The following is a 24,226-nucleotide window of genomic DNA, read 5'->3' on the forward strand; positions in this document are numbered from 1 at the left end:
GGATAATATATGGCGATCAGACGGTTTTCTTCGCGAACTCATCGGCTTGATAGCAGCTTTTTACTTGAGCACTTAAAAGGAGCCCGCAGCTATAAACGCATAGCGGGTTACTTTACCAGTTCTTTATTTGAAGTTGCTCATGAGCTTATTGAAGCGATCCCCGATGTAAAAATCGTCTGTAACGTGGATATTCACCCTGACGACTTGAAAGTAGCTCAGCTTCGAGAGTCTAAGATGATTGGGCGCTGGAATGAGCAAGACATAGAGACGGAAGCTCTGCTTAATCGTGACCGTTATCTAAGACTTGATAGCTTTTTAGCTAAGCACGGGCAAGTCATTCGTGTTGCACCTGACAGTGTGTGTGGCTTTCTACATGGTAAAGCTGGAGTCATCGAGTGTGCGGATGGCCGAAAACTGGGCTTCATGGGGTCAATGAATGAAACAAGTAGTGGTTGGCAAAGGCACTATGAGATCCTTTGGGAGGATGACTCTCCTGAAGGGGTTACATGGATAGAAGAAGAGTTTGAATACCTGTGGAACGCTGCTCGCCAGCTGCCCGATGCAGTAATACGAGAGGTTAAGCGCCGTGGATATCGTCGTGAAATCATATTTGATGAGATTGATGATGAAGATGATGTAGCACCAGCAGCATTAATTGAGTCACCACTTTATCGTCAGGGTTTTTCACTAAGGCCCTGGCAACAAGGTTTTGTTACCGAGTGTATTCGTCATTATCGTAATCATGGCATTGTACGCTTGCTTATTGCTGATGAGGTTGGGTTAGGTAAAACTTTATCAATGGCGACAGCTGCATTGAGTCTTTGCCTTCTTAGTGATAAAGAAAACAAAAAGCGTAAACCCGTAATTATTTTTGCACCAGCCACGCTCTGTGAGCAGTGGCAAACAGAGATGATAGACAAGCTAGGTATTCCTTGTGCCAGATGGCATACACAAAAAAAAGCTTGGATAGATTCGGATGAGCGAGTGATATCGCCTTCAGGTCAGGAGTTTATCGCCAAGTGCCCTCTGCGTATTGGCATTGTCTCTACTGGGTTGATGATGCAAGAGTCTTTAGAGAAAGAGCATCTTCTAGGTTTGAGGTTTGGTCTTACGATTCTTGATGAAGCACATAAGGCACGCAGCCGACAAGGTTTTGGAAAGGAAGCGGGTACTCCTAATAATCTACTTGCATTTATGCGTGATGTTGCTGCGCGTTCCGATCATGTACTCTTGGGTACGGCGACCCCCATTCAAACTCGTTCAGAAGACCTTTGGGACCTTATGGGCATATTGCATCAAGGTGACGGCAATTTTGTGCTAGGGAACGATTTAGCTAAGTGGCATCGCCCAAAAGAAGTACTACCTATTTTGTCAGGTGAGCAGCATGTAAGCTCGCCTAGTTTTGCATGGGAGCTGTTACGTTCACCGCTCCCTATGGTTGATTCTAGCAACGAGAAGCATTCGCGGAAACTGATTCGCTCCATTCGCGAAGATCTTGAGCTACTAAATAATCGAAAGTCAGATATTAGAAACCCATTAACAGATCTATCTGAGGACTCTAGGGACTACCTAGAAGACGAGCTAGATCGTGATATTGCTGGAGCTAGTTTTTTCCAGCGAGAGAATCCATTTGTTCGTCATATCGTTTTACGTAAACGTGTGACATTAGAGGACGCAAATCTACTCCCCCGTATTGGTGTTCATGTTCACCCAGATAGACAGCTTGCTAAAGAAGAGCATAAGTTTGGCAGTTTGTTTACGGGTAAGGCGCTAATTACTAGTGAAGAGTTTCGCCAGGCTTACACAGAAGCTCGACATTTTGGTAAAGTGCTTTCGCAAAGCGGGAAAGGTGGTGGTTTTATGAAAAACCTCATGGAGCAGCGTATTTGTTCAAGTATTGTTGCCGGGTTAAATACAGCCAAAATGCTGCTTGAGGGACGAACCGTTCAAGAAGAAAGTGATGAGCAGTTGATTGAACTAAAAGCGGAAAGCCCAGAAGAGATAGCGGTTCTTGAACAAATGATTGCTAGTTTAGAAAGTGTTGATGAAGATCCCAAACTACGTGCTGTACTGCATTACTTGGAACAGGAGGGCTGGCTCAAGCACGGAGTTATTATTTTCAGTCAGTACTACGACACAGCAAAATGGGTTGCAGACTCTTTAGCGGAGCGATACCCACATCAAGCTGTCGGTTTATATGCTGGAGCAGGGAGAAGTCGTCTATACCAAAAGGGTGATAGCGTTAATATTGAGCGTGAGACCTTAAAGAAAATGGTCTCAGAGCATCAATTAGAAATAATGATAGCTACAGATGCAGCTTGTGAAGGGTTGAACCTTCAAACGTTAGGTACACTCATAAATGTTGATCTCCCTTGGAACCCAACCAAGTTGGAACAAAGAATAGGTCGAATTAAGCGCTTTGGGCAAGTTCGAGAGCAAGTAGATATGCTTAATTTGGTCAATGAGCAGACTGTTGATGAAAAGGTATATGACAAGCTATCTGAGCGTATGCAGGATCGTTACAACTTGTTTGGCGCATTGCCAGATACGATTAAAGATGAATGGATAGAAGACATTGAGTCGATGGGCGAAAAAATGGACGAGTACATCGACGCGCAAAAGAAAGCCAATGGCTTTGATCTTCGTTATACAAGCACCATGGAACCGTCGGATAAAGATTGGCGAGATTGCTCTAACGTTTTATCAAGAAGAGACTTTAGTGAGTTAATGACTTCTGGTTGGAGTGAGACAAAATGAGTCATAGTGTTACAGTAAGAAGAGATGATAATGACTGTTAAAGTGTCGCACATCACGCATATCGATAACCTTGGCAGCATCTTAGCGCAAGGATGTTTATGGTCTGACTCTAAGCGAATTGAGCTGGGATTAGTCAATCAGAATATTGGCTACAGTCACATTAAACAGCGGCGCCTTGTTCGCCCTGTTAATGTAGCGGCAGGTGGAACCATTGGTCAGTATGTACCTTTTAACTTTTGCCCTCGCTCTGTGATGCTGTTTGTTATCTACAAAGGGCATCCAGACTTCCAAGGTGGACAGGACAGGGTGCTACACTTAATCAGTGACACTGACACTATCCGATTGAGCAATCAACATTGTTTCTTTACTGATATTCATGCTGATTTGGATTACGCAGAACAAATAGATGACTTTGATCGTATTGGTGAACTAGATATTCAACGAATCATTAATGAGAAGTACTGGCAGGACTTTAAAGAAGAAAAGCAAGCGGAGTTTTTAGCCTTTGAATCTGTACAATGGATTACCATCCAGCAAATTGGCGTTAAAACTCAAGCTATCGCAGATGAAGTGAATGCTTTGCTCCAGGTTGCGCAGCATAAGCCAGAGGTCGTTGTTCGACCTGAATGGTATTACTAGAGGTTACTATGATCACTTATCAAACAGGGAATATATTGCATGATCAAGCTGATGCTATTATTAACACCGTCAATACTGTTGGAGTGATGGGTAAAGGTTTGGCATTGCAGTTTAAAAAAGCGTTCCCTGAGAACTTTAAAGTTTATAAGAAAGCCTGTGATGATAAATCTCTAGTAACAGGACAAGTATTATCGGTATCTCTTAACTCAATGAATGCACCGTACTATGTGATTAATTTTCCAACCAAAGCGCACTGGAAGGGGAAATCAAAGCTTGAATTTATTGAGCAAGGCTTGGATAGCTTGAAGGCAGAAGTCAAGCGTTTAGACCTTAAATCGGTAGCTATTCCAGCATTAGGCAGCGGTTTAGGGGGCTTACCTTGGCATCAAGTAGATCAATTGATTAATAAGCATTTGGTGGATATGCCTGATGTTGAATGGCGAGTCTATCCACCACAAGCAGCACCGAAAGCCGAAGCTATGATAAATAGGACTAAACGACCAGCTATGACAGCTGGTCGGGCCGCTGTGCTTGGTTTGATCGAGCGCTATGTGTCTACAGGGTTCGGTTATCGTTTATCTTTATTGGAAGTACAGAAGCTTGTCTACTTTCTAACAGCTGTTGGTGAGCCATTAAACAAGGTCGTCTTTCAGAAACACCATTATGGGCCTTATGCTGATGTTCTTCGTCATGTGCTTGATAAAATGGAAGGTCATTTTATATCTGGTTATGCCGACGGTTTAAATAAACCGGAGACACCGATAGAGCTCAGAGAAGATGCCGCCACAGAGGCTCTTGATTATCTTGAGCGGCATATTGATACCAAACTGCGCTTTGATAAAGTGGCTAAATTAATCGAAGGATTTGAATCTCAAAATGGTATGGAGTTGCTTTCTACCGTTCATTGGGTGGCGACCCAAGAATATAATGATAAAGACTTGAGTTCTGATGATGTAGTTCATGGTGTTCAAAGCTGGAATGCAAGAAAAGCAAAGATGAAACCTGCGCACATATTGGCAGCATGGAATAGACTAAAAGAACAAGGTTGGCTTGATAACAAAGCCCCTACTTCATGAATCACACAATTTAACAGAGGACTTATTGTTCTCTGTTAAATTGTATTAGTGTTAAATAAAATTTTTAAGGTATGGCGTACCAACTAAATAAATCTGTGCACTTTAGCTGCGAGCGTAGTTAAAGCCTCTCTCCGCTCTTCAAAATAATCATGTCGGTCATAAATCCCTTCAACACCTTTTAACTTGTGATTCAAGCACCTTTCGGCCACATGGCCGGGGGTGCCTTGTTGTGCCAATAAAGTGCGGCACGTACGGCGTAGATCATGAACAGTAAAGTGAGGCATATCCCCCATAAGATTCGGCGGCTGTTTCTTTTTACCTGGTTCATGCCCGAATAGTTTGGTAATCGCACGATTAAGCGTATCTGGCCCCATATGTGGATTTTTACTGGATCGGCGACTAGGGAATACATACTCAGAGCCTAAGCTTCTCACTTTCAGTTCTTCAAACCATTCTAATACTGGTTTCGCTAAAGGGATAGTAAGAGCAACATTGGTTTTGCTGCGTTCTTTTGGGAGTTCCCAAACTGCTTTTTCTAAATCAAACTCTTCCCATTTGGCTTCGCACAGCTCGGATTTACGTACACCTAAGCACACTAGTAAGGCACATGCTAAATAGTTGTCACGGGTAAAGCTCATCGGGTTTTGTTTAGCGGTATTAAAAAACTGCTTGAGCTCTTCGGTAGTTAAGGCTCTATCTCTGCTCTTTTCCACACCGCCAGCATCCCGAACCGTAAATGCAGAAGCAGGATTACCTTGCATGAGGTCGAGCTTCATTCCATGGTTGAACAGTTGTTTACAATAGTTAAGGGCGTCATTCGCGATTGCGGGTTTCCCGGCAGCAGTAATGGCATTAATAGTGGTGCGAATATCACGAGCGTTGACTTGCTCGAGAGGGATATCGCCGATATGAGGGGCAATATCTTTTAAGAAGACACGTTTCGGAATGTTAGGGTGCTTTAAACGTTTTTCTAGGGATGGGTACCAGTCTGAAAACAAGTCGTTAACGGTTTTAATTTTTTCTTGCTCTGCGCGCTTTCGTTGTATGAGCGGATCAAACCCTTCGCGGACTTGTTTCATTTTTTCGGCAGCGAGGAGTCGGGCGTCACGTAAAGAGATATCACTAACTTTACCGAGTGTCATTTCGCGGCGCTTTTTGTTCGATGTGAAACGCAACATCCAACTAGGATAGCCAGAATGGGGAACAACCAAATACAAACCACCACCATCACCATAGCGCTTTGTTTTATCCCCACCAGCTCTAATTAATGCTTCCACTTTCTTAACTGTTAACTGAGACATCCCAACCTAACTCCATATCCATTAAATCGGCGGAATCTTACTTTACCCACCACCATGCTCTGATGATAGTGTAACATACCCACCACTTTAACCACCAGCTGGTGGTGGTTAAAGATGGTTCTCTATGGACCGGCATGGAATTAACTCATAGTTAAGTTGTTGATATTTATTGCCTTAAATAACAATATGGAAGCGTGTGGAAATCATTCGATGTTTTGGATCTGCTCTCTCATTTGCTCAATTAAGACTTTGAGCTCAACACCAGAGGCGGTGATGTCGGTGCTGATGGATTTCGACGCGAGTGTGTTGGATTCACGGTTAAACTCTTGCATCATGAAGTCAAGACGACGGCCGCACGCGCCGCCTTTGTTGAGAACGTTCGTCGCTTCTTTTACGTGCGAGTCTAGGCGGTCTAACTCTTCTGCAACATCGGATTTTTGCGCGAGTAAAATCATTTCTTGCTCAACGCGCGAAGGATCGAGCTCGACTTGGGCTTCTTCAAATTTAGCGCGTAGGCGATCACGTTGCCATTCAAGAATTTCTGGCATGCGAGTGCGAACTTTCACCACTTCTTCACTGATGGCCGTTAGACGCTGTTCAATGAGTGCTTTCATATTGTCGCCTTCGCTGGCGCGAGCGGCGATAAAATCGGTCATGGCATCATCAAAGCCGCTCAGCAAGTCTTGGTTAATGGCGTCCATGTCTTGCTCTGGCGTTTCCATCACGCCTGGCCATTGCATGATCTGAAATGGGCTGACTCGGCTCGGTTCGCCCGTCATGTGCATGACTTTGTTCGCCGCTTCAATCACTTGCTGAGCGAGCGTTTCATTAATGTTCAATGCGCTTTGTGCCGCTGGGTTCGCTTCAAAGCGTAAGTGACATTCGACTTTTCCTCGAGCAAGACGCTTACGAAAACGCTCACGCAATACAGGCTCAAGGCCGCGGAATTGCTCAGGGAGGCGGAAATAAGTTTCCAAATAACGTTGGTTCACCGAACGGATTTCCCATACGGCGCTGCCCCAATCGCCTTTCACTTCTTTGCGTGCGTACGCTGTCATGCTGTAAATCATTAGTGTGTCCTTAGCTCTTAAACTTTTCAGGCTATTGCAAACAGACAACATAGTACCATAACTCCCGATAAATCAATCAGCGTTGCACGACATGTTTGCAAGTCTCTTTTCTTATTGCTGGTTGGCTTAGGGTAGGAAGCGCAATCGATTTTCGTTATAATCTTTTTCCAATCATTATCTTCTCACCTAAGCAAGGCTCAAGATTATGCGTCCAAATAACCGCGCTGCGGACCAAGTACGTTCTATAAAAATTACACGCAACTACACCGCTTATGCAGAAGGGTCTGTATTAGTCGAGTTTGGCAATACCAAAGTATTGTGTAACGCCACAGTAGAAGAAAATGTCCCGCGTTGGTTAAAAGGCCAAGGCAAAGGTTGGGTGACCGCTGAGTACGGTATGTTACCTCGTGCCACTCACACGCGTACTCGTCGCGAAGCGGCCAGCGGCAAACAAGGCGGACGCACGATGGAAATCCAACGTTTGATTGCTCGCAGTTTACGTGCCGTCGTGGATAGAGAAGTGATGGGCGAGATCATGATTACGGTCGATTGCGATGTCATTCAGGCTGATGGTGGTACTCGTACAGCGTCAATTACGGGAGCCAGTGTCGCGATGGCCGATGCGTTTGCGCAATTGATTGCCCAAGGAAAATTGAAGAAAAACCCAATGAAGGGGCATGTGGCGGCGGTATCGGTTGGTATTCTCGGTGAAGACGTCTTATGTGATTTAGAATATGTTGAAGATTCGAAGGCCGACACCGACATGAATGTGGTCATGACAGAAGATGGCAAGATGATTGAGGTACAAGGCACCGCAGAAGGCGAACCGTTCAGTCATGATGAGTTGTTGCGATTGTTGGCCAGTGCGCAAAAAGGCATTGCCGATATTGTTCAGGTGCAAAAAGAGTCCCTGATGGATTAGTTTTTAAAAAATAGCTCCTAGTTAGGGGCTATTTTTTTGCGTTTTTTATACCACGGCAAGGAATGAGAGGCGTGGTAGTTACCGGATGATACCCGACCGAGCACGGTCACGATAAGAGAGACTAGGAGAAAAGAATGAAAGCGTACCAGCGTGAGTTTATTGAGTTTGCCCTTGAGAAAGAAGTCCTTAAGTTTGGTGAGTTTACGTTGAAGTCGGGACGAACAAGCCCTTATTTTTTTAACGCTGGATTGTTTAATACCGGACGTGATTTAGCGCGTCTAGGGCGCTTTTATGCGGCGGCATTGGCCGATTCAGGGATGGATTATGATGTGCTATTTGGTCCGGCGTATAAAGGTATTCCGATTGCCACGACGACAGCCGTGGCTCTGGCGGACCATCATGACACCGACATGCCTTATTGTTTTAACCGTAAAGAAGCCAAAGATCACGGGGAAGGCGGCAGCCTAGTGGGTAGCCCACTAGAAGGGCGTATCATGTTAGTCGATGATGTGATTACCGCGGGAACCGCGATTCGAGAATCGATGCAGATCATTCAACAAAATGGCGCCGATTTAGCGGGGGTGCTCGTGGCCATTGATCGCCAAGAAAAAGGCCGTGGTGAGTTATCGGCGATTCAAGAAGTGGAGCGAGACTTTGCTTGTCGTGTGATTTCGATTGTCAGTTTGAATGATTTGGTGACGTTCCTAGAAGAACGTGGTGACAGCGCGCAACATTTAGCGGCGGTAAAAACCTATCGTCAACAGTATGGTGTGATGGCGTAAGTAAGATACCGGCGCTGCTAGCAGTGCTTATTTTGTGGATGAGATAATGAAGCTCCCGACAGGGGAGCTTCATACTGTCCGTTTTTTAGGAAGGGCGAGCCATTGGCTTCGCGATTGAACCGTTTGGTATCGAGAGCCGTTATTGATAACGGCGCGCCCCTTTTGCGGACTGATCGGATTCATGTTTAAAGCGGCGATGTAACCACATCCACTGCTCTGGAGCACGTAAAATCACTTCTTCAACGTGCTGATTCATTAAGGCTCCCGCCGCAACTTGGTCGTCTAGAGGGAAGGTCTCTGTCACGTCCTTATCGGCAATAATGTCGTAACGACCTTGCTGATTACGAAATCCAGAGCCCATCACGATGGCACAGCGACTCATTTTTGCCAAAATACTGGTACCAATCGTGGTACAGGCATCTTCTACCGCAAAAAACGGCACATACACGGCTTTCTTACGTCCGTAGTCGTGATCAGGCAGATAAAATAAACGATGACCTTCGCGCATCACACGAATCATCTTCTTTAAATCTTTGCGATCCACTAATAAATTGCCGTTATGCGACCGTCCCCAATACTGGATCCAGTTATAAGCAGGATTCGTATGTGGACGAAAAACGCCATAGCCGGGTAACCCTAAAATCGCAAAAGCACGTGCGGTGATCTCTAAGTTTAAAGCGTGAACACAGCATAGCAGTACGCCGCGTCCTTGCTTGTCATACTCACGCAGCGGTTGCAGATCATGCGTGACGAGAAGGCGTTTGAACCGCCATGTTGGCCAAAACCATGCAATGCCCGTTTCTGCTAAGCCCGCGCCTGTGTTTTTAAAATTCTCTAGCACAAAGGCATCGATTTCTTCGCTGGTCATTCTCGGAAATGCGAGCTCTAAATTACGTCGTGCCGTATGTACGCGGCCTTTGCCAAAATGCATGGCAATTTTGCCTAAACTGCGGCCAATCGTTAATAATACTGAATAAGGCAGTAAGTTAACGATCACGGCAAGGCTGAGAAAACCGAGCCAAATTCCCCAATGTTTAGGGTGCAAAAGAGAAAGAGAAAACGGTGGTTTTTCAAAGTCTAAATGTGGCTTCATAGTGTTTACTTTATCTGTGCTATTAACAGAGCCCAGTATTGCTCGAAGTTCGCAGTTGGCAGATGTTTAAAATCAGATCGTACAAAACGGTTTAAACTGCCTTCTACTTGTCCCAATAACTGAGCGGCTAAAATATTATCATCAACAGGGAAAGCTTTGCCTTCACGAATTTTACGCTCTCGAATGACTTGGCGTAGCGACGTTTCAATACGTTCATATAACTGGTTAATACGCTCACGTAAGCGCTCATTTTCAAACATTAAAGCATGGCCTGAGAGAATTCTTGTCAAACCAGGGTTACGTTCTGAAAAAGCGAGCAGCAACTGAATGACCAAGCGCAGTCGATTAAGCGTATCTTTTTCTTCTTCCAAAATCATGTTAATACGGGTCATCAACGAATCTTCAATGAATTCGATAAGCCCTTCAAACATCCGTGCTTTGCTCGGAAAGTGGCGATACAGTGCCGCTTCAGAGACGCCAACTTGCTTTGCGAGCTTGGCGGTAGTAATACGAGAAGCGCCTTCGTGAGACTCCAGCATTTCTGCGAGCGCTTGCAAAATTTCTTCACGACGATTTGATTTCTTGGTGGCAGCCATAACTCCATTATCCTTTTACTTTCCACTATATTCTATAAATACGTCACCCTGAGAGCTTTCTGAGAAAAGAAAGCCCGACATACATCTTCAGAGGAGTTGTTAAAGCAGTTTATTAATTAATAGCATTAAGGAATGCGCAAGTTGGTTTTTACTTGCTAAAGGCAAGGCGTGCTCACAATCATTCCAGTAAACTGTTAATGCGTTATCGTCACTGTTGAAGCCTTGACCAGCCACCGAGACATCATTCGCACAAATCATATCCAGATTCTTTTTCAATAATTTGCTACGCGCATAGTCTGCGACATCTTGAGTTTCCGCCGCAAAGCCGACAGTAAAAGGACGGTGCTCAGTAAGCGCTGCCACTGAGGCGACAATGTCCGGATTTTTGACCATGGTGATGGTCATCGAATCGTTCTCTGCCGTTTTTTTCATTTTCTGCTCAGAGACGTGCTGAGCACGGTAATCGGCAACCGCGGCACACCCAATGAACACATCATGGTGCTGTGCATGCGTCATTACAACCTCATGCATATCACGTGCACTCTCGACATCTAACCGGGTAACTCCTGCTGGCGTATGGAGCGAAACAGGTCCGGTGACGAGAGTGACATCAGCGCCAAGCTTTGCTGCGGCAGAAGCCAAGGCAAACCCCATTTTTCCAGAGCTATGATTACTAATATAGCGCACGGGATCTAAGGCTTCACGCGTTGGCCCTGCGGTGAGTAGCACTCGCTTACCATGTAAAGGTTTGGGACCAAAGAATTGCTCACAGTGATGAACAATCGCCATCGGTTCGAGCATGCGACCCGGGCCAATATCGCCACATGCTTGTTCTCCGGCATCGGGGCCCCACAGTTCAAAGCCGCGTCGTTTTAATGTTGCGATATTCTCTTGTGTCGCGACATTTCGATACATTTGTTGATTCATTGCTGGGGCGAGCGCCACTGGAGCATCGGTCGCTAGCACCAGCGTTGATAATAAGTCATTGCCCATACCGGCACTCACACGGGCTATCAGATCGGCCGTTGCAGGCGCAAGTAAAACCAAATCCGCCCATTTCGCCAATTCAATATGCCCCATAGAAGCTTCTGCCGCAGGATCGAATAAGCTATCAGAGACGGGCTGTCCTGATACGGCTTGCATGGTTAAAGGGGTGATAAAAGCTTCAGCTGCTTGGGTCATCACAACGCGAACGGCTGCACCACGCTCAATTAAGCGACGGGTCAGTTCTGCACATTTGTACGCAGCGATACCGCCACTGATACCCAGCAGAATGTTCTTTCCTGCTAATGTTTGCATTCTGGAATTCCTCAACAAAGATGGTCGCTATGCTAGCACAACTCCTGAGATATGTCAGAGTAGTGCTAATTCTGTTTCAGGGAAAATAAAGGGAAGTCAGTTCCAGATATTCGATGATAACTTTGCCGATAAAACAACGAGATCAGTGAACCAACTCGAAAGCCGCGTCCGCGAGTCTTGTCTCTCTTCGGTCCCTTCCCTTATGAAGGTGGCAATGAAGAGGAGACCGCCATGAAATTAAAGAATTTACCCATCGAATCATTACCCCGTGAAAAGTTAATTTGTCGTGGCGCACAAGCACTGACGGATGCGGAGCTCCTCGCTATTTTTTTAAGAACCGGCATCACTGGCATGAACGTTGTGGTGTTGGCGGATACATTACTGCGAGAATTTGGATCGCTGCGGGCATTGTTTTCTGCCTCCCAACAGGATTTTTGCCAACAGAAAGGCTTAGGTATGGCCAAATACGTGCAATTACAAGCGGTACTCGAAATGTCGCAGCGCTACTTAGCTGAAACGCTACAGCGAGGAGATGCACTCACTAGCCCTCAACAAACCAAATTGTACCTGTCGAGTCGATTGCGCGATCGGCAGCGTGAAGCCTTTTATTTATTATTTTTAGACAATCAGCATCGGGTGATCCGTGATGAAGTGTTGTTTGAAGGCACCATTGATGCGGCGAGTGTATATCCCCGCGAGGTGGTTAAGCGTGCGTTACATCATAATGCCGCGGCCGTCATTCTTGCCCACAACCATCCATCCGGTATCGCAGAACCCAGTCAGGCGGATCGTCGTATTACCGTCCGTTTAAAGGACGCGCTTGGACTCGTGGATATAAGAGTCCTGGATCACTTTGTTGTTGGTGACGGTGATGTGGTCTCTTTTGCTGAGCGTGGATGGATGTGAGCGATGCGATAACACAGATATTGGGGTGTGTGCATGTCAGGGGAGTTCCAGTAAAGGAAGGATGAGGGACATTGTAATCAAGTCTGTGTCTAAAATGTGTGCAATTAACTCTTTTTTTTCAAGAATCTTATGATGACTAAAATTACATTTATTTTTAAAAACAAAGGGCTTATTCGTAAAAGTGGAATGAAACACAACTTTTCAAGGTCAACCATAGGGTTAGTATTGAACATATAAGCACTTTTTCCCTTGTTAGTTGGCTAAAATCTGATACTATTCGCAGACATTTTTTAACACCAATCAGCTCGCCAGAGAAAAAAGATCAGTGATTTCTTGAAAAAGGATCTGTTCGGGTCTTGAGCAATGCATGGCAAGTTAGTATAATGCGCGACCTTTGATAGCCTTGTATGGATTTACCATACTGGTTTTTACCTCAGTTGAGGTTCGGCCAGCAAGCAAGGTTGATATCGAGCTGAAACGATTTGGAGAAGACATTCATGTCCCGAGTATGCCAAGTAACTGGTAAGCGTCCAGTAGCGGGTAACAACCGTTCACACGCACGAAATGCTACTAAGCGTCGTTTTCTGCCGAACCTACAAACTCATCGTTTCTGGGTAGAGAGCGAAAAACGTTTTGTAAAACTACGTCTAACTGCTAAAGGTATGCGTATCATCGATAAGAAAGGTATTGAAGCCGTTCTTGGTGATATCCGTGCACGTGGCGAAAACGTTTAAGAGGAATTGAACCATGGCTAAAGGCATTCGTGAGAAAATCCGTCTAGTATCTTCTGCAGGTACTGGTCACTTCTACACTACTGACAAAAACAAACGCAACATGCCAGGCAAATTTGAGATCAAGAAATTTGATCCAGTTGTCCGTAAACACGTTGCTTACAAAGAAGCGAAAATCAAATAATTTTTGCTTTGTCATCAGTGTTATAAAAACCCAGCCTATCGGTTGGGTTTTTTATTATCTGGACTTTAACCCTGCCACTTGGCTATAGTCTCTTTACGATAGCGAGAATGTCGCATTCTCATTTCCCCGATGCTGCATTGTGTAAAGGAGCCTCGCATGCGTGTGTCCCCAGCTCGACGTCGCCGCTGGAATAACATAATGATTCTATTGGTGATCTTGTTTATTGGTGTGCTTAATTTGCCGACGATCATCAAAAGTTATCTGATTCCCGAACCCAGTCAGCAAGAGACCACTACACCGTTCGTTTTTAATCCCCAGAAAACGGTCAAGACCATTAATTTCACGCATTTTTCGTTGCAGCATCAGCAAGGGCAATGGCACTCAACTGCTGAGCTGCCGATGTCAGCCGGCAATCTCGCACGACGCTGGTTAGCGCTGCAAGGTACCGTGGTTGATGACAACACGTTTACATCACTTAGCCCACAGTTAGGTAACCCTGCGACGATCGAAGTGTGGTACGACGATCAAGTTGAGCCACAACGCATCACTTTTTATCGCACCGCGAAATTTTGGCTATTCCAAAACTGGCAAAACAAGTGGGTAGCGATTTCTGTCGCGAAAGATTACATTATGCCTGCAATCAACCCATCTACCGTTGAGTTTTAAAACTCCTGATTAAGGAATTATCATGCCTGAATTACCCGAGGTAGAGGTCAGCCGTCAGGGGATCTCGCCTTTTTTAGTCGGTGAAACCGTCAAAGCGATTGAAGTGCGCACGCCAAAACTTCGTTGGGACATTCCATACGATCTCAAAAAGCTGGAAGGCCAAGTTATCCGTGATATTAAACGGCGAGCGAAGTATTTATTATTAGAAACCGATGTGGGGACGGCGCTTATTCATCTTGGTATGTCAGGCTCATTGCGTGTATTGGATGCGGCGTTACCACCAGCCAAACATGATCATGTGGATCTTTTTATGATGAATGGACGCGTACTTCGTTATAACGATCCACGTCGTTTTGGTGCTTGGCTGTGGTATGAGCCGGGCGAGGCGCCTGCGGTACTGGCCCATCTAGGTCCTGAACCATTGAGTGATGCCTTCACCGCCCAAACCATGTTCGAGAAAGCCAAAAAACGGCAAGTCGCGGTGAAGACATTTATTATGGATAATAAGAATGTCGTCGGCGTTGGAAATATTTATGCCAGCGAGTCATTGTTCGCGGCGCGGATATTACCGATCAGGCCTGCTCACTCACTTACACTAGCAGAATGGCAAGTGTTGGTTGAAAAGATTAAAGCCGTATTAGCGCACTCGATTCGTCAAGGTGGCACCACACTGAAAGACTTTAACCAAGCCGATGGCAAGCCGGGCTACTTTGCGCAAGAGCTACAAGTGTATGGCAAACAAGGCGAACCGTGCCCAGAGTGCGGTGCTGTGATTCTCGAGCAAAAAATCGGGCAAAGAAATACGTTCTTCTGTCGCTTATGTCAGCGTTGAAGTATTCTTCTATTACGTTTGTTTGTAAGCACTTTTACTGACTACCATTTTAAAATTAAAAGTTCCATTCTATGATTAATATCGTTTTATGCTCTGATGAAAATTATGCCGCTTATTGTGCGGTGGTTATCGTGTCGGCGTTAGAAAACACTCAAACACCAGAGCAATTTCATTTTCACCTTATTACTCCACAGTTTGAGTCTCAAACCAAAGAGAAATTAGAAACACTCGTGATGAGCTATGGCGGCCAAATCACAATATATGAGGCAGACACGACATTCTTTTCCGAGATCAATATTGATTTAGGTCGATTTGGTATCGGTGCTTTATTGCGTTTGTTTATGGATCGCTATCTGCCAGAGTCATGCGAAAAAGTCATTTATCTAGATTGTGATCTTCTGATTTTAGATGATTTAACGAAATTGTGGCGGTGTGACTTAAAAGGAAACGCAGTGGGCGCGGTGAGTGATTTATGCAGCCCCACCGCGTTTGCTAAACGTGAGTCACCTTATTTTAATTCAGGTGTATTACTAATTGATATTCTAAAATGGAAGTCTGATGATGTCTCACATCGGGCGGTGAGTTTTCTACGTGATGCGAGCCATGATATAAAGTATTTAGATCAAGATGCATTGAACCATTTATATTGTCATCAGTGGACAGAATTAAACTTACGTTGGAATGTGCAGCCTGCCATCTATAGTGCCCATGATAAGGGCTTTGATTATTTAGATACTCATGAGGTATCGACTGTGATTGCCAAGCCTGCAATTATACATTTTATTGGCTCAGTTAAGCCTTGGCATGCGCAATGTACTCATCCCTTACAAGATATTTTTCTTTATTTTTCAACGTTAACAGACTGGCCTATGACGCCATCACAAGTACGAGAGCCTCTTGATTGGGCGGGGAAATTTGCTCGGTTGTTAAAGCTGCCTAAGATTATACGCCGCCGTAAACTAACCCAGTATTTCGCGAAAAGCCCTAAATGAAATACCTATGGCTAGAAGATGTAAACACCCTATCTAATCGATGATGAAACGAGTGATGATGAAATTTCCTAAGCTAATGAAATCCCTTGACCGTAAGTTCGGCAAGCTACGTAAAAAAAGCGCATTTTTAAATAAATGCTATAACCACTTGTCGGACATCAATGTGGAACATAGCTTTCATAGTGCGAAGTATAAGGCGGAAATTAAACAGGCTGCGGCACAGGCTGTACAACAGTTATTAGCCCCAACTAAACAGACCAGTGATTCCAAACAGAGCAATGATTCGCCAGTACTGCCTAAAATTATTTGGATGTATTGGCACTCCGGTTTTGATAACGCCCCTGAAGTGACACAATTAGCCGTGCAGTCTTGGCAAAAAATGAATCCAGATTACGAAGTTCGTTTACTGAATAACGTGAATATCGCTGAGTATGTGGATGCGGACTTTGATATGGCATTTCGTAACACTTCAGTACGTTGCTTATTACCCATTAAAGCCGATATTCTGCGCCTGTACTTATTGAGTCGTTATGGTGGCGTGTGGGTCGATGCCACAACCTTTTGTATGACGCCGCTTAATGATTGGTTACCACAAGCATTAGCGCCATGTGGCATATTTAACTTTAAACAAAAGAATAACCCGACTCGCCCTATTGAAGTGTGGTTTATTGCGGTGCCAGCCGGATCGCCTGTGATTAATGATATTCTTACTCAATATCTTGAGTATTTGAATAAACCGCGCGAACTGACGTTATTTATTTCCGGTAAGGTGCCACTATTAAATAAAGTACTTACTGAGGAAGAGCAGCATCGGCCACTCGGGGCAGAAATTTCTGAACGCGCCGAGAAGTTTGGTTTTATGCCTTATTTTTCCATGGGATATTTTTCTTTTGAAGCGATTAAACGTCACCTGTCTGAGTCGCAAGTCGCGATGTATCTACGCCAAGATGAACCCAATGCGATGACGAATCTCTATGCGTTGACGAAAGATCCGTTTAGCGAGTTTGAAAATGCGTATGTGTCGAAGCAAACGTATATTGAGTCGTATTTGAAAAGTAATTTGTTTCAGCAGCGTAAGGCTGTGCTTATGAAGCGCATGCAGCAAGTCGAAAGCCGCTCATAACGGTGACAATTGGCTATTATTTATAAATAACAGTGAGTTACTGAAAAAGCGCGCATTCCAGACGGGATGCGCGCTTTTTTAATGCCACTTATGTGCGTATTGTTACGCCTGCTGCAACTTTTCTTGGATTGCACGGGCAACAGATTTTGGTACAAAATCGCGAATATCACCGCCATGTATTGCCACTTCGCGCACAATCGACGAAGAGAGAAACATAAATTCTTCAGTCGGAGTTAAAAAGATACTTTCTAACTTGGGCTGAAAACGGCGATACATATTGGTTAACCCAAATTCGTACTCAAAGTCGATGGTGGTGCGCAGCCCACGAATTAAAATATCCGCTTGCTCATCTTTAACAAAGTCAATTAATAAGCCAGAAAAGCCTTTAATCGACACATTGGGTAGGTCATTGACCGCTTGTTGAGCCATAGCCACACGTTCATCCAATGTGAACATCGTATTCTTTGAGGGGCTGGCGGCAACACCGACAACCACATCATCAAACAACGCAGCAGCGCGTTGTATTATGTCGAGATGACCGTTGGTCAGTGGATCAAAGGTACCTGGGTAAATCACTTTTTTAATCATAAGGATGACTTAACCTCTTGGTAAATTTTTTGATAAAGCTCCGCGGTATGTTCAATGCGAAACGAGGTGAGTTTTTGCTGAGCCCCAGCACACAAAGTCTCACGTAATTGAGGATTCGCTTGCACAGTCATGATGGCTGTCGCGAGGCCTTGGCTATCGCCGGGTTCAATAAGGAGCCCGGAGACGTGATCGTCGATGATATCGGGAATGCCACCCGTGCGACTTGCAATCACAGGCAATCCGCTATTCAGCCCTTCTAAAATGACGGAGCCCAAGCCCTCAGTATAGGAGGGATGGACTTGCAGATCGGCGGCGGCGAACCAACTGCCCATATTCGATTGCTTACCGCAAAACGTCACATTAGTAAGTCCAGCGGCCAGAGTTTCTAACTGCTCGCGTGCTTTGCCGTCACCGAGCAAGGCAAAATGCACGTTGGCGTTCTGCTCTTGCAGAGCTTTTGCGGCCGCAATAGTGACATCAAACCCTTTATGTTGCAGCATATTCGCGGCATGAATCACGAGAAAACGGTGCTTAAAGCGGCTGCGAATATCGTTCACTTCCGTCTCATCAATAGGATACGTCACTGGCGAGCTCGGGATTTTATACGGTGACAGCTGCGGGTAGGCGTGCTGAATTTTCGCGACAATATCACGACTGAGCCCAACAACGGCACTGGCTTTGCGGTACGCAATATTGGCGAGCCATTTCTTTTTGAGAGGGTTGTCGATTCGGCGGGTCACAATATAAGGAACGCCATGGCGTAGCTTCTGAATCAGCGCCCAATAAATCGCCCGGCCTTCATGAACATGGACGAGATCGCAGTCGGCCGTCACGGACGCGGCATGGGCCGCAAAGTAGTGGTTGGCGAGTACCACACGACACGGCAAAGCACGTACGGCTGCAACGAAAGGACTTTTGGGGTTCGCCACGACCGTCAGCTCATAACCTAATGCGGCTTGCTGTTTAATGAGCTGCAGAGTTTGGTTCTCTCCGCCGTGGTAGCCAGAGGCCAAGTTCACGTGGCAAATTTTCATAACCATTACCAGATCTTATTGAAGTCTTCTTTTTCAAGCACTTTAGGATCGCGTTGATACTCAAGCAACTTGGCGTATTTTAGATAGCTATTAATGGCAGAGCTCAGCGCCACCGTCATACCATCAACACCACCGAGAAAGCCGCGTTGCATGATGTATTTACGAAAGAAGGCATTTAAGCCATGAGAAAAGGGGGAAAATGCATTCGCACGCTTACCTTTCTGGTACATGATTTTGGCGGCACGGCTACTGAAATTACGGCCAGGCTTGGCAAACAATTGACCTAAATTCTCAAACGAGTAGTGGATGAGATCGCAGTCGAGCTCTTTAGGGTTTTTCGCTTGCACAGAGGCGTGCTGTTTGACCTGTGAAAACTGAGTTTTCTGGCGGTTATAGAGGCGAATACAGTAATCGGGATACCAGCCACACTGTTTAACCCAGCGGCTACCAATATGATTACGACGACGGAAAGCAAAACCATCATGAGGAGTATTATCCAGATCCAGCGCTTGTATCGTGGCAATGGCTTCTGGTGTCAGGCGCTCATCAGCATCAATACTTAATACCCAATCATTGGTGGCATGAGGAAGGCCAACATTCTTTTGAAATCCATCGCCTAGGTAGGCTTGTTCAACCACTTTAGCGCCCATGGATTGAGCGATCGCCTGTGTGTCATCGGTACTCTGAGAATCGACAATAATGATTTCAGAACAGACGGTCTGTAATGACTCGATGCATTCTTTAATGTTGTTCGCTTCGTTCAGGGTAATGACAATACCTGTAATCATACGTTTCTCTCTTATGCTCGCGGACTACTGCACCACTGTAGAGTGACAGTCTTGGTGCGAGTTTATAATAAATTGAAGTCTGCAACGACGTTATCAAACATGGCGATGACCGCGGGAACGGTAATGCGTTGCATGGCTGTTTCATCTTTAACCCGAGTTCGCCAATCCAGCTCAGCGATCGGTTTTTGGTGTTCTTCGGCAATCGCCGCTTCATAAGCAGAAACCACGTATTGTCGATATTGATAAGGACCAGTACGTTGCGGGTTATGGTGCGCATATAAGCCGATGACGGGCGTATTCACGGCATTGGCCATATGTGCAGGGCCAGTATCTGGCGCAATCACCATGTCCGCGTAATCCAGTAATGCTAGCATTTGTTTGATCGAACTTTGGCCGACCACGTTCGCCACTGGCGTCGTCAACTGCTCGGTAATACTCGCACTTAGGCGAGTTTCAACGGGAGAGGGACTGCCGGCAATAATCACGTGCCAGCCCTGTTGTTTCGCGTATTCAATCACACGCGCATAGCCCTCTGCCGTCCAATTTTTGTAGGACTTGCTGGCCCCAGGTACAAGCACGAGATTGTACTTTTGTTGATCGAGCTGTGCTCGCGCCCATTGTGCATCGGCATCGTCATAAGGAATAGACCACGTCGGTTCACTGCTAGGGATGCCAAGGGTATGACCGAATGCCATTAATCCATCAAGCACATGCGGTGCGGGTGGCGAGGGCACTTTGACATTGGTGAACCAAGTTTGGAAGTCTTGGCTTCGTTTGGCATCAAAGCCGAGTTTATAACGCGCGTTAATTCCGAGTGTCGCAATACTGGCTCGTAATGCGTATTGCATATGCAAAAGCGCATCAAATTGACGGCCTTTGAGCGTTTTCCACAGTTGACGATAGCCCTGCCATCCTTGCTTTTTATCGAAGACGATGACTTCCACACCCGGTAAACCATCAATCAAACTGGCTTCTAACGTCCCTGTAATCCAAGTGATATGGGTGTCAGGCCAATATTGTTGGATTGCTTGAACCGCTGCAACGGTATTACATACATCTCCAATCGCAGAGAGTCGTAAAATACACAGTGATTGGGGGGCAGAATTAAATAGAGTCATTAACTACTCTCTTCTCCAGTGGTTAGGGTATGTCAGTCGCGCGATCAATCAGACGGATTGACTTCGTCATGAGGTCAAGCTTATTTGAACACGAATTGTAGAGGGCGCAAGCCATTACGTCTATCTCATCCTACTATTATTTAAGCAATAAGAGAGAGATAAGCAATGGCCGTTGTTCGTATGTCTACGCAGCGTTAATCCTCGACAGAGATTATCTTCATTGGCAGATTAATGTAAACTAATCACAGGTAAATCCTTGCCGATATACCTAAATGTCGATGATATTAGTGATCTTAATACAAGGTGAGCGCAGTGATAAAAGAACTTCAACAAGCCAATCAAACCATTTGGTATGATGACGACCGTCTGCACGATGATCCTTGGCGTTGCTTTGATCCCCGCTATTGGCAAGCGCAAAATAAGGTTACTGGTAGTGCTCAAGGGCGGGGCACGACGTGGTTTGTGCAGTTAGACACGATGGAAGCGGCGCTGCGCCATTATCGACGTGGTGGATTATTTGGTAAGTTAGTTAAAGATCAGTATTGGTTCACCGATTGGCAAAGTACCCGCAGCCATCAAGAATTTGTGTTACTAGACGCTTTGCAACAAGCGAATGTGAATGTGCCCAAACCCATTGCGGCTCGTGCGGTAAAGTGTGGACCTTGGTATCGTGCCGATCTCTTGAGTGAAAAAATTCAAAATGCACAGGATCTTGTTGGCATTCTGCGCCATGCTTCGTTAACTCAAGAACACTACCAACGCATTGGCGAAATGATTGGCCGCATGCATCGTGCTCATGTCAATCATACTGATTTGAATATTCATAACATTCTCATTGATGACCAAGACGATGTTTGGATCATCGATTTTGATAAATGTGGGTTTGCCTCTGAGCATGGCGAGTGGAAGAGTGCTAATTTAGAGCGTTTAAAACGTTCATTTGTTAAAGAGCAGCCACAGTTTAGTACTCCGTGGCCACAGCTATGCTGGTCATGGTTACTGGATGGCTATCAGGCCGTATCTCAATAGCAAACACGGCGGCTGTATAAAATAGCAACGCTTATGTGTTTATTTCGTGATTTTTCGCTGAACATTGTCTGATTTTTACCATAATCGCGTAGAATTCGGCAGCAATGTTCTTAATTAAGGTTAACCACTCGCGCATTATGTTTCGTGCTTTTTATACTTTACTAATCTTGGTTGTCTCACCCCTGTTTTTGTACTCATTGTTGAAAAAGCGCAGTGATAAGCCACATATTGGACGTCGTTGGATTGAGTACTTTGGGTATTGTGAACCAGTAAAAACATCAGAGCCTGTGATTTGGTTACATACGGTATCGGTGGGAGAAGTGATTGGTGCAACGCCGTTTGTGAAAGCACTCAAGCTGCGTTATCCACATACTAAGGTGGTGATGACTACCACCACGACCACAGGCGCTGCGCAAGCGGAAAAATTAGGCCCGTTGGTTGAGCACCGTTTTATGCCGTTGGACTTTCCTTGGGCCATTAAACGCTTTATTCGACGTATTCAGCCATCACAACTTCTCATTATGGAAACCGAGTTATGGCCAAATACCTTAGCGATCACACATCGCATGCAAGTGCCGATTGCGGTCATTAATGCCCGCCTTTCTGCTCGCTCCTGTGGACGTTATCAAAAGCTGCCCGCGATTGGTGCTTTTCTCGCCCGCCATATCGATCAGATATTTTGTTTGCATCAAGATGATGCCGAGCGATTTAAAGCGCTGGGTTTTCGTGCCGATCAACTCAGTGTCACCGGATCGCTCAAATTTGATATTACGGTCGCCGACAGCGTGATCCGTGCGGGAAAACAATTGCGTTACCGACTGGGAGCGAAGCGTCCGGTGTGGATTGCCGCCAGTACCCATCAAGGAGAAGATGCCATTGTATTAGCGGCTCACCGTTTACTACTCAAGCGTTGTCCCGATGCTTTGTTAATTTTGGTGCCGCGTCATCCGGAACGATTTCAATCAGTGGCCGGGGAAATTACCGAGCATGGCCTCTCGTATGAGCGTCGCACGGACAATCACAAGGGAGCAATGTTATCTCAGGTGTATCTGGCCGATACCATGGGGGAAATGATGCAATTATTAGCGGCGAGTGATGTGTGTTTTATGGGCGGAAGTCTGCTCGGGGATAAAGTGGGCGGACATAATTTATTAGAACCTGCGGCATTGAGTTTGCCAACGCTAACCGGCCCGAGTTATTTTAATTTTAGTGATATTGCAGGGCAGTTAATTGCCGCGCAGGCGACCGTAGTGTGTGACTCCCATGAACGTATTGCCGAAGCCTTGATTCACTTGCTGGATCACCCTGAGCAGCGCATTGAGTGTGGTCAGCATGCTTACCGTGTCGTTCAGCATAATCGAGGTGCGATTGATAGAACATTAACAGGATTGTTTCCCAATGAAGACGCTTGATTACCAATACCCTTTACAGCCTGATTGGCATATCCCCGCGACATTGGACGCCTCTGGTCACCTTGCTTTCGACGAAAATCTATTACCAGAGACCACGCGAGTGACAGTATTACTGGAAGTCAGTTATACCTCGACCAGTAATAAAAGAATGGGGAAGGTGGAACTGAGACAACCGGGTTGGCAGCCTGAAGCGCGTGAGCATGAGCAATTTTTTGAAGCTCAACAACGTGGTAAGCGTTATCTCAACCTAACCGGATTACCCAATTTACACGAGGTCCAGTGTCTCACTCATGATTGTACCTTGGCTTCGCAAGCCTCATTGTTACTGTTTCGCGAGCCGCCGATGGCGCATGGTCCGATATTGATCATTGCTCCACATGCCGATGATGCGGAATTGGCGGCTTTCGGTGTGTACCAACACCGGCATTCGCAGGTGTGGATAGCGACCTTGTATGCCGGTGAGTCGTTGCAGAAAATGTCGAAACAATACATTCCAGACTTGGATAACAGTATGGAAGCGGGATGTCCTCGAAAAGCGACCATTCGACACTGGAATAGCATGACAACGCCACTGCTTGCCAAAGTACCCGCGGATCAACTCGTTTGTTTGGGATATTCAGGTATTACCGTAGAGACGCTGTATGATGCGCCACATGATGCAATCATTCATGGCGCGGGTAAAGGCTACTCACCAGTCGCATTTCGCGGGTTAAATGTCTTGAGCTTGTCCAATGATCGGGAGGAGCTCAATACACCACAAGCGATGGTCAATGAACTATCAGAGCTATTGTTGCGAATCCAACCCACGACCGTACTGGTGACCGACCCAGAGGTTGACCCTCACCCTGAGCATAAAGCGGCGGCGCACGCTCTCGCTCTTGCGATGGCGCAAAGTGATTATGTTCCTCAGAACGTGTTAATGTATGTTAATCATTTGGAAGGCATCAAAGATTTTCCATACGGCCCCGAGCATACGACGACCGCATTAGCTCCGTGCTATAAGCCTTATCAATATTTCCATCAAGTGCAAGTATATAGCTACTCTTTATCCTTGGCAGAGCAAAAAGAGAAAGTAGTCGCATTTGATACCATGCATGACTTACGTGCTTCTGCTTCGCTAGAAAAGCAAATCAAACGCTGGTGGCATGAGAAGCGATATGGTTACGGTTATCGCTACTATGGTAATCACATGTATTTTCAAACACACATCAAAGCCGCTGAAGTCTTTACAGTACTATCCGGTCATAACTATCGTGAGCAGTTACTGACATCACGTACGTCATAAACA

At 45.7% G+C, this 24,226-nt stretch carries 24 protein-coding genes; 15 read left to right on the plus strand and 9 right to left on the minus strand.

What is annotated here, in order from left to right; genetic code table 11:
• The first annotated feature begins 9 nt into the window (after positions 1-9).
• The 3 genes from EAE30_RS05645 to darG are packed head-to-tail and all read left to right on the plus strand — an operon-like array spanning position 10 to position 4,472.
• Positions 10-2,757 carry a phospholipase D-like domain-containing anti-phage protein gene (locus tag EAE30_RS05645; protein ID WP_123015110.1) on the plus strand — a complete coding sequence of 916 codons (2,748 nt, stop codon included), beginning with the start codon at positions 10-12 and terminating at the stop codon, positions 2,755-2,757.
• Between the two features lie 30 nt (positions 2,758-2,787).
• Entirely contained in the window at positions 2,788-3,396 is a 609-nt protein-coding gene (gene darT, locus EAE30_RS05650; protein ID WP_086597670.1) for a type II toxin-antitoxin system toxin DNA ADP-ribosyl transferase DarT, read from the plus strand.
• An 8-nt stretch (positions 3,397-3,404) separates the two neighbouring features.
• Entirely contained in the window at positions 3,405-4,472 is a 1,068-nt protein-coding gene (gene darG / locus EAE30_RS05655; RefSeq protein ID WP_123015111.1) for a type II toxin-antitoxin system antitoxin DNA ADP-ribosyl glycohydrolase DarG, read from the plus strand.
• A gap of 83 nt (positions 4,473-4,555) precedes the next feature.
• On the opposite strand, the gene EAE30_RS05660 is transcribed toward darG, so the two are convergent.
• Together EAE30_RS05660 and EAE30_RS05665 are read right to left on the minus strand one after the other, a co-directional pair.
• Positions 4,556-5,773, minus strand: coding sequence for a tyrosine-type recombinase/integrase (locus EAE30_RS05660; protein WP_086597672.1), 1,218 nt, complete (start codon positions 5,771-5,773; stop codon positions 4,556-4,558).
• Between the two features lie 203 nt (positions 5,774-5,976).
• Entirely contained in the window at positions 5,977-6,843 is an 867-nt protein-coding gene (locus EAE30_RS05665; protein WP_123015112.1) for a YicC/YloC family endoribonuclease, read from the minus strand.
• A gap of 205 nt (positions 6,844-7,048) precedes the next feature.
• On the opposite strand from EAE30_RS05665, the gene rph reads away from it, so the two are divergent.
• Together rph and pyrE are read left to right on the plus strand one after the other, a co-directional pair.
• Positions 7,049-7,765, plus strand: coding sequence for a ribonuclease PH (rph, locus tag EAE30_RS05670; protein ID WP_123015113.1), 717 nt, complete (start codon positions 7,049-7,051; stop codon positions 7,763-7,765).
• 134 nt (positions 7,766-7,899) lie between these two features.
• Positions 7,900-8,547, plus strand: a complete 648-nt coding sequence (gene pyrE / locus EAE30_RS05675; protein WP_123015114.1) for an orotate phosphoribosyltransferase — start codon at positions 7,900-7,902, stop codon at positions 8,545-8,547.
• A gap of 139 nt (positions 8,548-8,686) precedes the next feature.
• On the opposite strand, the gene lpxL is transcribed toward pyrE, so the two are convergent.
• The 3 genes from lpxL to coaBC all read right to left on the minus strand — a co-directional run bounded on the left by lpxL (position 8,687) and on the right by coaBC (position 11,535).
• A complete protein-coding gene (gene lpxL, locus EAE30_RS05680; protein WP_123015115.1) occupies positions 8,687-9,640 on the minus strand; it encodes an LpxL/LpxP family Kdo(2)-lipid IV(A) lauroyl/palmitoleoyl acyltransferase in 954 nt (317 codons plus the stop codon).
• A 5-nt stretch (positions 9,641-9,645) separates the two neighbouring features.
• Positions 9,646-10,236, minus strand: a complete 591-nt coding sequence (gene slmA, locus EAE30_RS05685; protein WP_123015116.1) for a nucleoid occlusion factor SlmA — start codon at positions 10,234-10,236, stop codon at positions 9,646-9,648.
• A gap of 99 nt (positions 10,237-10,335) precedes the next feature.
• Positions 10,336-11,535, minus strand: a complete 1,200-nt coding sequence (coaBC, locus tag EAE30_RS05690) for a bifunctional phosphopantothenoylcysteine decarboxylase/phosphopantothenate--cysteine ligase CoaBC (protein WP_123015117.1) — start codon at positions 11,533-11,535, stop codon at positions 10,336-10,338.
• A 231-nt stretch (positions 11,536-11,766) separates the two neighbouring features.
• Between coaBC and radC the strand changes: the two genes are divergently transcribed.
• From radC to EAE30_RS05725, 7 genes are all read left to right on the plus strand, one after another.
• Entirely contained in the window at positions 11,767-12,441 is a 675-nt protein-coding gene (gene radC, locus EAE30_RS05695; RefSeq protein WP_123015118.1) for a RadC family protein, read from the plus strand.
• 497 nt (positions 12,442-12,938) lie between these two features.
• Complete coding sequence (gene rpmB / locus EAE30_RS05700; protein WP_077313878.1) at positions 12,939-13,175, plus strand: 50S ribosomal protein L28; 237 nt, start codon at positions 12,939-12,941, stop codon at positions 13,173-13,175.
• Positions 13,176-13,188: 13 nt separating this feature from the next.
• On the plus strand, positions 13,189-13,356 hold the full coding sequence (gene rpmG, locus EAE30_RS05705; protein WP_077313877.1) for a 50S ribosomal protein L33: 168 nt from the start codon (positions 13,189-13,191) through the stop codon (positions 13,354-13,356).
• Between the two features lie 156 nt (positions 13,357-13,512).
• The gene (locus EAE30_RS05710; RefSeq protein ID WP_123015119.1) at positions 13,513-14,022 is read left to right on the plus strand and encodes a hypothetical protein; all 510 of its coding nucleotides are present in this window, start codon (positions 13,513-13,515) and stop codon (positions 14,020-14,022) included.
• A 22-nt stretch (positions 14,023-14,044) separates the two neighbouring features.
• Positions 14,045-14,854, plus strand: a complete 810-nt coding sequence (mutM, locus tag EAE30_RS05715; RefSeq protein ID WP_123015120.1) for a bifunctional DNA-formamidopyrimidine glycosylase/DNA-(apurinic or apyrimidinic site) lyase — start codon at positions 14,045-14,047, stop codon at positions 14,852-14,854.
• A gap of 71 nt (positions 14,855-14,925) precedes the next feature.
• Complete coding sequence (locus tag EAE30_RS05720) at positions 14,926-15,846, plus strand: glycosyltransferase family 8 protein (RefSeq protein ID WP_123015121.1); 921 nt, start codon at positions 14,926-14,928, stop codon at positions 15,844-15,846.
• Between the two features lie 55 nt (positions 15,847-15,901).
• On the plus strand, positions 15,902-16,969 hold the full coding sequence (locus EAE30_RS05725) for a capsular polysaccharide synthesis protein (RefSeq protein WP_164711803.1): 1,068 nt from the start codon (positions 15,902-15,904) through the stop codon (positions 16,967-16,969).
• Between the two features lie 102 nt (positions 16,970-17,071).
• Here the strand turns inward: EAE30_RS05725 and coaD are convergent, their stop codons facing one another.
• From coaD to EAE30_RS05745, 4 genes are all read right to left on the minus strand, one after another.
• Positions 17,072-17,557, minus strand: a complete 486-nt coding sequence (gene coaD / locus EAE30_RS05730; protein ID WP_123015123.1) for a pantetheine-phosphate adenylyltransferase — start codon at positions 17,555-17,557, stop codon at positions 17,072-17,074.
• Positions 17,554-18,591: a glycosyltransferase family 4 protein gene (locus EAE30_RS05735; protein WP_123017268.1), complete on the minus strand. Its 1,038-nt coding sequence runs from the start codon at positions 18,589-18,591 to the stop codon at positions 17,554-17,556. The genes coaD and EAE30_RS05735 overlap by 4 nt, the downstream gene beginning before the upstream one ends.
• Positions 18,592-18,596: 5 nt before the next feature.
• The gene (locus EAE30_RS05740) at positions 18,597-19,379 is read right to left on the minus strand and encodes a glycosyltransferase family 2 protein (protein WP_123015124.1); all 783 of its coding nucleotides are present in this window, start codon (positions 19,377-19,379) and stop codon (positions 18,597-18,599) included.
• Between the two features lie 62 nt (positions 19,380-19,441).
• Entirely contained in the window at positions 19,442-20,497 is a 1,056-nt protein-coding gene (locus EAE30_RS05745) for a glycosyltransferase family 9 protein (protein WP_123015125.1), read from the minus strand.
• A 312-nt stretch (positions 20,498-20,809) separates the two neighbouring features.
• On the opposite strand from EAE30_RS05745, the gene EAE30_RS05750 reads away from it, so the two are divergent.
• From EAE30_RS05750 to EAE30_RS05760, 3 genes are all read left to right on the plus strand, one after another.
• Positions 20,810-21,526, plus strand: coding sequence for a 3-deoxy-D-manno-octulosonic acid kinase (locus EAE30_RS05750; protein ID WP_199287072.1), 717 nt, complete (start codon positions 20,810-20,812; stop codon positions 21,524-21,526).
• A 137-nt stretch (positions 21,527-21,663) separates the two neighbouring features.
• A complete protein-coding gene (gene waaA / locus EAE30_RS05755; protein WP_199287073.1) occupies positions 21,664-22,938 on the plus strand; it encodes a lipid IV(A) 3-deoxy-D-manno-octulosonic acid transferase in 1,275 nt (424 codons plus the stop codon).
• Complete coding sequence (locus EAE30_RS05760; protein WP_123015126.1) at positions 22,925-24,223, plus strand: PIG-L family deacetylase; 1,299 nt, start codon at positions 22,925-22,927, stop codon at positions 24,221-24,223. Before waaA ends, EAE30_RS05760 begins: the two co-directional genes overlap by 14 nt.
• Positions 24,224-24,226: the final 3 nt, after the last annotated feature.

The organism is Vibrio zhugei, from assembly GCF_003716875.1.
GTDB lineage: Bacteria > Pseudomonadota > Gammaproteobacteria > Enterobacterales > Vibrionaceae > Vibrio > Vibrio zhugei.

Bases quoted from the DNA above. Each gene is read 5' to 3' on its own strand.
- EAE30_RS05645 (WP_123015110.1), top strand. From the start codon at position 10: ATGGCGATCAGACGGTTTTCTTCGCGAACTCATCGGCTTGATAGCAGC.
- darT (WP_086597670.1), top strand. From the start codon at position 2,788: ATGACTGTTAAAGTGTCGCACATCACGCATATCGATAACCTTGGCAGC.
- darG (WP_123015111.1), top strand. From the start codon at position 3,405: ATGATCACTTATCAAACAGGGAATATATTGCATGATCAAGCTGATGCT.
- EAE30_RS05660 (WP_086597672.1), bottom strand. From the start codon at position 5,773: ATGTCTCAGTTAACAGTTAAGAAAGTGGAAGCATTAATTAGAGCTGGT.
- EAE30_RS05665 (WP_123015112.1), bottom strand. From the start codon at position 6,843: ATGATTTACAGCATGACAGCGTACGCACGCAAAGAAGTGAAAGGCGAT.
- rph (WP_123015113.1), top strand. From the start codon at position 7,049: ATGCGTCCAAATAACCGCGCTGCGGACCAAGTACGTTCTATAAAAATT.
- pyrE (WP_123015114.1), top strand. From the start codon at position 7,900: ATGAAAGCGTACCAGCGTGAGTTTATTGAGTTTGCCCTTGAGAAAGAA.
- lpxL (WP_123015115.1), bottom strand. From the start codon at position 9,640: ATGAAGCCACATTTAGACTTTGAAAAACCACCGTTTTCTCTTTCTCTT.
- slmA (WP_123015116.1), bottom strand. From the start codon at position 10,236: ATGGCTGCCACCAAGAAATCAAATCGTCGTGAAGAAATTTTGCAAGCG.
- coaBC (WP_123015117.1), bottom strand. From the start codon at position 11,535: ATGCAAACATTAGCAGGAAAGAACATTCTGCTGGGTATCAGTGGCGGT.
- radC (WP_123015118.1), top strand. From the start codon at position 11,767: ATGAAATTAAAGAATTTACCCATCGAATCATTACCCCGTGAAAAGTTA.
- rpmB (WP_077313878.1), top strand. From the start codon at position 12,939: ATGTCCCGAGTATGCCAAGTAACTGGTAAGCGTCCAGTAGCGGGTAAC.
- rpmG (WP_077313877.1), top strand. From the start codon at position 13,189: ATGGCTAAAGGCATTCGTGAGAAAATCCGTCTAGTATCTTCTGCAGGT.
- EAE30_RS05710 (WP_123015119.1), top strand. From the start codon at position 13,513: ATGCGTGTGTCCCCAGCTCGACGTCGCCGCTGGAATAACATAATGATT.
- mutM (WP_123015120.1), top strand. From the start codon at position 14,045: ATGCCTGAATTACCCGAGGTAGAGGTCAGCCGTCAGGGGATCTCGCCT.
- EAE30_RS05720 (WP_123015121.1), top strand. From the start codon at position 14,926: ATGATTAATATCGTTTTATGCTCTGATGAAAATTATGCCGCTTATTGT.
- EAE30_RS05725 (WP_164711803.1), top strand. From the start codon at position 15,902: ATGATGAAATTTCCTAAGCTAATGAAATCCCTTGACCGTAAGTTCGGC.
- coaD (WP_123015123.1), bottom strand. From the start codon at position 17,557: ATGATTAAAAAAGTGATTTACCCAGGTACCTTTGATCCACTGACCAAC.
- EAE30_RS05735 (WP_123017268.1), bottom strand. From the start codon at position 18,591: ATGAAAATTTGCCACGTGAACTTGGCCTCTGGCTACCACGGCGGAGAG.
- EAE30_RS05740 (WP_123015124.1), bottom strand. From the start codon at position 19,379: ATGATTACAGGTATTGTCATTACCCTGAACGAAGCGAACAACATTAAA.
- EAE30_RS05745 (WP_123015125.1), bottom strand. From the start codon at position 20,497: ATGACTCTATTTAATTCTGCCCCCCAATCACTGTGTATTTTACGACTC.
- waaA (WP_199287073.1), top strand. From the start codon at position 21,664: ATGTTTCGTGCTTTTTATACTTTACTAATCTTGGTTGTCTCACCCCTG.
- EAE30_RS05760 (WP_123015126.1), top strand. From the start codon at position 22,925: ATGAAGACGCTTGATTACCAATACCCTTTACAGCCTGATTGGCATATC.